The 7,283-nt window shown below is 74.5% G+C and carries 7 protein-coding genes; 3 read left to right on the top strand and 4 right to left on the bottom strand.

Annotation, left to right across the window (positions count from 1 at the left end; translation table 11 throughout):
• The first annotated feature begins 100 nt into the window (after positions 1–100).
• Positions 101–1,561, top strand: coding sequence for a hypothetical protein (locus tag MHY49_RS18515; protein ID WP_239206635.1), 1,461 nt, complete (start codon positions 101–103; stop codon positions 1,559–1,561).
• Between the two features lie 107 nt (positions 1,562–1,668).
• On the top strand, positions 1,669–2,568 hold the full coding sequence (locus MHY49_RS18510; protein WP_239206633.1) for a maleylpyruvate isomerase N-terminal domain-containing protein: 900 nt from the start codon (positions 1,669–1,671) through the stop codon (positions 2,566–2,568).
• Positions 2,569–2,584: 16 nt separating this feature from the next.
• On the opposite strand, the gene MHY49_RS18505 is transcribed toward MHY49_RS18510, so the two are convergent.
• Together MHY49_RS18505 and MHY49_RS18500 are read right to left on the bottom strand one after the other, a co-directional pair.
• Positions 2,585–3,397: an HAD family hydrolase gene (locus tag MHY49_RS18505; protein WP_239206631.1), complete on the bottom strand. Its 813-nt coding sequence runs from the start codon at positions 3,395–3,397 to the stop codon at positions 2,585–2,587.
• A 19-nt stretch (positions 3,398–3,416) separates the two neighbouring features.
• Complete coding sequence (locus MHY49_RS18500) at positions 3,417–3,941, bottom strand: DUF1992 domain-containing protein (RefSeq protein WP_239206629.1); 525 nt, start codon at positions 3,939–3,941, stop codon at positions 3,417–3,419.
• Positions 3,942–4,377: 436 nt separating this feature from the next.
• Here MHY49_RS18500 and MHY49_RS18495 point away from each other — a divergent pair, with 436 nt between their 5' ends.
• The gene (locus MHY49_RS18495) at positions 4,378–5,130 is read left to right on the top strand and encodes a phosphotransferase (protein ID WP_239206627.1); all 753 of its coding nucleotides are present in this window, start codon (positions 4,378–4,380) and stop codon (positions 5,128–5,130) included.
• Positions 5,131–5,141: 11 nt separating this feature from the next.
• On the opposite strand, the gene MHY49_RS18490 is transcribed toward MHY49_RS18495, so the two are convergent.
• Together MHY49_RS18490 and MHY49_RS18485 are read right to left on the bottom strand one after the other, a co-directional pair.
• Positions 5,142–5,894 (bottom strand): YdcF family protein, encoded by a 753-nt coding sequence (locus MHY49_RS18490; RefSeq protein ID WP_239206625.1) that lies wholly within the window; start codon positions 5,892–5,894, stop codon positions 5,142–5,144.
• A gap of 97 nt (positions 5,895–5,991) precedes the next feature.
• Positions 5,992–7,131, bottom strand: a complete 1,140-nt coding sequence (locus MHY49_RS18485) for a GNAT family N-acetyltransferase (RefSeq protein ID WP_239206623.1) — start codon at positions 7,129–7,131, stop codon at positions 5,992–5,994.
• Positions 7,132–7,283: the final 152 nt, after the last annotated feature.

Below are 7,283 nucleotides of genomic sequence, written 5' to 3'. Positions count from 1 at the left end.
GCCTGGGGGCGACGGGCGCCCGTCGCCCGGCGCCCGTCGCCCCCAGGCACGGGGACCACGGCGCTCCGGCATACTGTTCCGAGCAGGGAAAGGGGGCTCGATGACGCATGATGCCGCGCTCCCGGACACCCCGACGCCTCGGCCCACGCGCCGCCGCGCGCTGCAGACCCTCGGCGCCGGGGGCGCCGTGATCGCCCTCGGCGGGCTCGGGGCCGGGGCGCACCGCCTGCTCGGCGCGCACCTGCCGGGCAACGCGACGATCTCCCTGTACTCGAGCACCGTGGCCGTCGACGGCAACGGCCGGCGCTCCCTGCTCGCCCCGCCGTCGGACCCGGGCGAGACCTCGGGCTCGACCTCCGGCACGGGCACCGCCTCGGGCTCCGCGTCGGCCGGATCCGCCGCCTCCTCGCCCCGCCTCGAGCCCGGCACCCGGCTGCTCGCCGGCACGCCCGCCGACTCTCCCGCCGCCCGCCGGGCCGACGAGTTCCTGGCAGGTGCCGCGACCTGGCTCGCCGACGTTCCCGACGCGTTCGCCGATCTCGCGCGCAGCGCGGTCTGGGACCTCTGGACGCTCAGCGACGGCCTGCCGGCCCCTGTCGCCGGCTGGTCGACGAGCTGGCGTTATATCTGGCCGCGCGACACCGCCTTCTGCGCGGTCGCGCTCGCACGCATCGGCCATGCGGACACGGCCCTGGACCACCTCGCCCACCTGCAGGGTGTGCAATCGGCCGACGGCTGGTTCGAGGCCCGCTACTCCCCCACCACCGGCGAGGCCCCCGACGAGCGGCCGCGTCAGTTCGACGGCACGGGCCTCGCGCTCTGGGCCGCCGCCGAGGTGATCGGCACGCAGTCCGGGAGCGCCCGGACGAAGGCGCGCCGCCGCCTCGACCCCCTGCTCACCACCAGCCGTGACGCCCTGCTGCGCGCGACCGATCACGGCACCCAGCTGCCGCCGGTCTCCCCCGACTACTGGGAGGTCAGCGAGCGTGCGGTGACGCTCGGGATCATGGCCTCGACCCTCGCGGGCCTCGAGGCCGCCGGCCGGCTCGACGCCGCCGGGTCCGGGGTCGCAGCCGGGGCCGAGGAGAGCGGGACCGGCACCGACGACGAGGAGAGGGCCGACGGGGCCGAGGCCTTCCGCCGCGTCCTCGTCACCTCCTTCGGCCCCCACGGGTTCCAGCGCCGGGCCCGCAGCGGCGGCGCCGACTCCGCCCTCGCCTTCCTCGATGCGACCGGGAGCCACGGCATCGTGGGGGCCGACCAGCTGCGCGCCCTGCGTCGAACGCTCGCGCGACCCGCGGGCGGCATCGCCCCCGGTGCGCGGTGGCGTCGCGACGGGGTCAGCTGGACGCCCTCGACCTCGCTGCTCGCCCTCGGCCTCGCCCGTGCGGGGGACGCCGACGGCGCTCGCGACCTGCTCGGATGGCTCGATCGGCATCGCACGGCCGACGGTTCCCTGCCGGAGAAGGTCCTCGCCGACGGGTCGCCGGCCGCGGTCGCGCCGCTCGCCTGGACCGCGGCGAACGTCCTGCTCACTCTCGACGCGCTCCGCCGGGGCTGACCGGCCGGGCACGGACCCGGGGCACGGGAGTCGGCACGGGTGCTCGCACGGATCCTGGGCGGCAATCCGCGTTGCCCGGCGTCCCCGCGGAGTGCTTCACTGGAGGTATGACTCAGGCCACAGACCTCATCGCTGAGGAGGCTGAACGCTTCGCCGACGCCCTCCGCGGACCGGACCCCTCCGCCCCCGTCCCCACCTGCCCCGACTGGACCTCCGTCGACCTGCTGTGGCACCTCACCGAGGTGCACGAGTTCTGGGCCGGCGTGCTGGGCACCGGCGCTCTCACCGAGGACGACGCCGACGCAGTCGACGCCGCGCAGGCGCCGCGCCCCGAGGGCCCCGGCGCCCGCAACCAGCTCGTCGAACGGCGGGAGCACGCGACGGCCGCGCTCCTCGCGCAGCTCACCACCCGCGGCGGCGCCGAGGCCTGCTGGTCGTGGTTCCCCGCCGACCAGACCGTCGGCTTCACCCGGCGCATGCAGGTGCACGAGGCGACCGTGCACCGCGTCGACGCGCAGCTCACCGCGAACCTGCCCGTCACCGCGATCAGCGAGGACGTCGCGACCGACGGCATCGACCACGCGGTCGGCGTCATGTGGGCGGCGAGCTGGGACTGGATCCCCGAGTGGGCGGAGGTCGAGCCGCTCGCCGTGCTCACCCTGCAGGTGCGCGACGGCCAGGGCGACGGGACCGGCGCGGGCATCGAGGTCGAGATCGCGCGCTGGCACGGGACCCGCCCGCGCGACGGCAAGGAGATCTCGCAGCTGCTCGGCCGCCCGCTGCCCGCGGGGAGCCGGAGCAGCGGGGACGGGGGCACTCCGTCGGACGCCGTCGACAGCCTCCCCCGCGCGGTCGCGAGCGGTCTCGCCCCGGCGCTCTACCTCTGGCTGTGGAGCAGGGAGCGCGCGCTCGACGTGCTCGAGGACGGCCCGCAGAGCGTCGAGCTCACGGGCGATGCGGAGGCCGTGCGGGTGGTGCGGGAGCGCGTCGCCCAGGGCGTGGACTGAGCGCGAGCGAGCGGGTTCACGCCCCCGCGGTCTCGGGCAGCAGGCTCTCGAGTGCCTCGGCGACGCCGTCGGCGCTGTTCTCCGCGCACACGCGATCGGCGACCGCGAGCACGTCCGGATGGGCGTTCGCGACGGCCCAGCCGGTGCCCGCCCACTCCAGCATGGGGATGTCGTTGGGCATGTCGCCGAAGGCCCAGACCTCTCCCGCTCTGATGCCCAGGTCAGCGCACCACGTCTCCAGGGCGCGCGCCTTGGTCACGCCCGACGGGCCGATCTCGGCGAGACCGCCCTCGCACGAGGTCGACAGCAGCGCCATGTCCCCGAGCAGCACGCGCACCCTCGCCAGGAACTCGCGCTCCCCCAGCTCGTCGCTGCGGGCCAGGAGCTTGCCGACAGGACCGGGCACCTCCTCGATCGGGCCGACGGACGCCGCCTCCGTGCGCAGCACACCCGCAGGCGTGCCGCCCAGATAGTCGGGTTCGCGGTGCGCGCCGCCGGCGAGCTCGGCACTGAAGCGGATGCCGGGGATCTGCCGCAGCCGCGCAGCGATCTCCTGCACCGTGCCCGGCGCGATCGCGTGGTGGCTGCGCACGCGCCGGTTCGCCGCGTCGTAGACGAAGGCGCCGTTCAGGCAGAGCACCACGCCGTGGGAGCCCGTGATCCCCGCCAGCGCGTCGACCCACCGCGGCGGGCGGGCCGTGACCAGCACGGTCTCGATCTCGTGGTCCCACAGGGCCCGCCAGGTGCGGGCGGTGCGCTCGGTGAGGGCGCCCGCGTCGTCGAGCAGAGTGCCATCCAGATCGGAGGCGACCAGACGGACCGGGGACATGCCCCGAGTCTACGGGCGACTACGGCCCGGCGGGGGTGCTCGGGGAGGTCTCGTGACCGGCATCCCTGCGGCCCAGGATCCGGCGCCACCAGGAGGTTCGCCGTGGGGATGCGGCGGCCGACGCGCGATCGGCCTCGAGCTCCGCGTGCTCCTGCTCCGCGCGGGCCGCGCGCAGCTCCCGCCAGCGCGTCAGCGCCTCGTCGGTCTCCAGGGTCGGGGAGATCATGCGGGCCATGGGGTGCTCGAGCCGGTCGTCCATCACCCGCTTCGTGAAGTCCTCGGCGTACTCGCGCACAGCGGCCTCGTCGGGGAGCTCGACCAGGGTCTCGTCGCGCGCCGCGTACTCGCGTCGCAGCACCACCACGGTGGGCAGCATCGCCGACGGATCGACCTCGCCCTCGGCGATGCGCTGCTTGATCCACCAGTCGGGGTCGTGATGGGTGGGCAGCTTCAGGGGCTTGCCGCTGCCGGGGAGGTCGTCGAAGTCGCCACGGGCCATGGCCTCCTCGATCGCGCCGTCGACCCATTTGCCGTCCCGGATCATCTGAGCCTCCTCGCGGATGGATGCACGCTCTGCTGCTCGCGTCGCGTCGTCACGCGCTCGGGCGCATCCTCGTGTCCGATCCTCTCGCGGCGTCGAGCCGGAGTCCAGGGCGCCTGGTCGAGGCGCCGGTGGAGCGCGCGTCGGGCGTCTGTCGGGCGTCTGTCGGGCAGGCGTCGAGCGGCGCGGGACCGCACCCCGTCGAATATCCGATGGACCCACGACATGCGGATCCGTAGCCTCCGCGGGGTGAGCGTGCACGAGGACGAGGTCCCGCTGACGGCCGAGGTCGCCGCCGAGTGCCTCGTCGCCCTGCGACCGGATCTCGCGGGATGCAGCCTCCGCATCCTGCCTGCGGCGGGCACGACCAGCCACATCGTGCGCGTCGGCGACTCCCTCGCGGCCCGTTTCCCCCCGTCGGCGGGCCGAGGTGGAGCAGGTGCGTCGGGTCCTCGAACGGGAGCAGCGCGCGATGGCGGAGTTCGCCCGCGCCAGCACCCTCGACGCGCCCGTCCCGGAGGGGGTAGGAGACCCGGGGCCGGGATTCCCTCTCCCCTGGTCCCTGCAGACCTGGGTGCCCGGGACCCCGGCGACGCCGCGCGGGCTCGAGCACCACGCCACCATCGCCCATCAGCTCGCCGCACTGATCGGGGCGCTGCGCGATGCGGACCCCGGCAAGCGACGGTTCTCCGGGAGCGGCAGAGGCGGCCGCCTGGCGGACCACGACGACTGGGTCGCCCACTGCCTGCACCGCAGCGAGCACCTGCTTCCCGTCGACCGGCTCCGCCGGATGTGGGAACGCGCCCGCTGCCTCCCGCGCGAGGACCCCGACGCCCTGTGCCACGGCGACCTGATCCCTTCGAATCTCCTGGTCGACGGGGACGTCGCGGCCGACGCCCTCGACGGGACCGGCACCGCGCCCCGCCTGGTCGGTGTGCTGGACACCGGTGGATTCGGACCCGCCGATCCCGCCCTGGACCTCGTGGTCGCCTGGCACCTGCTCGACGCCGAGAGGAGGTCGGTGCTGCGCGAGCAGCTGCAGGCATCCGACCTGCAGTGGGCGCGCGGGGCCGCCTGGGCCCTCGAGCAGGCGCTGGGACTGGTCTGGTACTACGAGCGCACGCTGCCGGCGATGGCCGACCTCGGCCGCACGACGCTCGGGCGGCTGCTGGAGGACCCCGTGCTGGCGTGACGCGCGATGGCTCAGGCGAGGAGCCCGTCGCGCCGGGCGCGACGCAGCCCCTCCAGCCCCATCACGATGAAGGCGGGCTTGCGCAGGATCTGCTCCCCGGGCCGGTTGCCCTCGGCGGGCGCGAGGCGGGCCGCGAGATCGGGGCGCAGGGTGCGCAGGAACCCCTCGGCGCGCACGGAGTGCAGCGGATCGCTCGCGAGCACGATGCGATCCGCGTCCTCGAGCAGAGGGAGCACGTTGCGCACGTTCTGCCAGGTGGTGACGCTCTCGTCCTCGAGGACGAGGGGCCCGGAGTAGCCGCGCTCGGCGCGTGCGAAGCGGGCCATGTGCTCGGCCTCGGAGATCTCGCCGTGCACGGCGCCGCCCGCCATCACAAGCAGGCTCCTCGTGGCCTGCGGGTCGCGCGAGCGCAGGCCCACGTCGACCCGCCAGCGGTTCACCGCGTTGATGCGCCGGCCGGGGTTGCCGTACCCGAGCACCACGATGACCTCGCGGAAGGTCCCGCGCTCACCCGGCGCGCCATCGTCGGACGGGGCGTCGCCCGACGGCCCGTCCCCCAGCTGCGCGCGCTCCGCGCGGGCCGCCCGGGCCGAGAGGATCTCTCCCGCGGCGAGGACACCGGCGCCGAGGAGCACGAGCCCCACGCCGACGAAGGGCAGGACCGCGACCGGCCGCGCCCCGACCGGCGTGCTGCGCAGCGCGCGCCGTTCCCGGCGGGCGCTGCGTCGGAAGCAGCGGGGGCGGACCTGCGATGCGGAGGACACGCAGTGATCGTACGGTCGCGATCCTGGACCGACGAGGGTGTTCAACCCTCGTTCACCTGTGCATCAGGAGCTGGTGGCGGTCGGGGTAACGGTGGTCTCAGCCGCGGACGGGAGAAGCTGCGGTGAAGGGATCGCGAGGCTCGTCGCCCCGCGTCTCGTCGACCCGCTTCTCGTCGTCCCGAGTCTCGTCGTCCCCGTCGACCCGCGCCTGGCCCTGGAAGCCGATCTCTCGGAAGGCGATCTCGTAGCCGAGCTTCTCGTTGATGCTGATCATCCAGGGGTTCACGTGCGAGTTCCAGGTGACCAGGCGCTCGAGGTCGGGGAACGCCTGCGTGAGCCGACGATGATTGGCGACCTTCAGCGCGAGGCCCAGGCGATGACCGCGGTGGCCGGGCATGACCAGCGTGTTCTCCTGCCAGCCGACCGTCGTCCCCGCCGAGCTCTGGACGTGGATCTCGCTGTGGGCGGCGATGGACCCGTCGGGCGCGAGGGCGACGGCGATCAGCACGCGGGTGCCCGCGTCCGCCCGGCGCTTCTCGAAGGTGCGGATCCTCTCGGGCGTGTACTGCGGCGCCTCGTACTCGAAGTCCTCGTCGGGGTCGTCGAGGTCGAGCTGGCGCAGCACGACGCCGAACGAGGCGAGGTGCTCCTCGGGGACCGCGTCGTCCCACAGGCGGATCTCGTACCCGTCGGTCCTCTCGGCGGCCTCGGCCGCAAGCTCGTCGAGCAGGGTCGTCGGGACCGGGAGGGCGAGGGTGCGGCAGACCCCCATCGTCCGGCGCTCCAGCCCGAGGCGCGCGGCGATGCGCCGGGTGGGCAGGGCCGGGTCGTCGGGGTCGCCCTCAGCGGGGATCTCGCCCCAATACGACACCTGGTGACGGCCGGATGCGGCGATGGCGGGCAGCAGTGCCTGCTCGATCATGGCGGTCGCGACGCCGTGCCCGCGATAAGCGGGATGGACGACGAGCCCCAGGTCGACGGCGCCGAGGTTCTCCTCCCGTGCCAGGTGGACCGTGCACAGGCCGACGACGCTCGCGCCGCCGTCCATCGGCTCGACCTCGGCGACCCATCGATGCACGGTCCAATAAGGGGTGTCGGCGAGGATCGCGCGGCGCTGGGCCGCGGTGTGCTTCTCGACCGCGCCGAACAGGTCGCGGTCGTTGGCCTCGTCGAGCGCGTTCAGCTGCTCGAGCATGCCGGGCTCGTCGACGTTCAGCGGGCGGACGGTGATCTCCATGAGCGCCATCCGACCATGCGGTGAGCAGGCCGTCCACGGAATAACGAGTCCGGTGCGGGCGCGGCATCTACGGATGGAGCACGCGCCTGTGCGCCGGGAGGCGAATCGGGCTCGACCGGGGAGGCGAGTGGCGGGGCGAGGCAGACGGGGCG

This window comes from Brachybacterium sp. ACRRE, assembly GCF_022346485.1.
Taxonomy (GTDB): Bacteria; Actinomycetota; Actinomycetes; order Actinomycetales; family Dermabacteraceae; genus Brachybacterium; species Brachybacterium halotolerans.
Note: the sequence above shows the minus strand (reverse complement) of the source record. Positions and strands in the feature narration are given on the sequence as shown.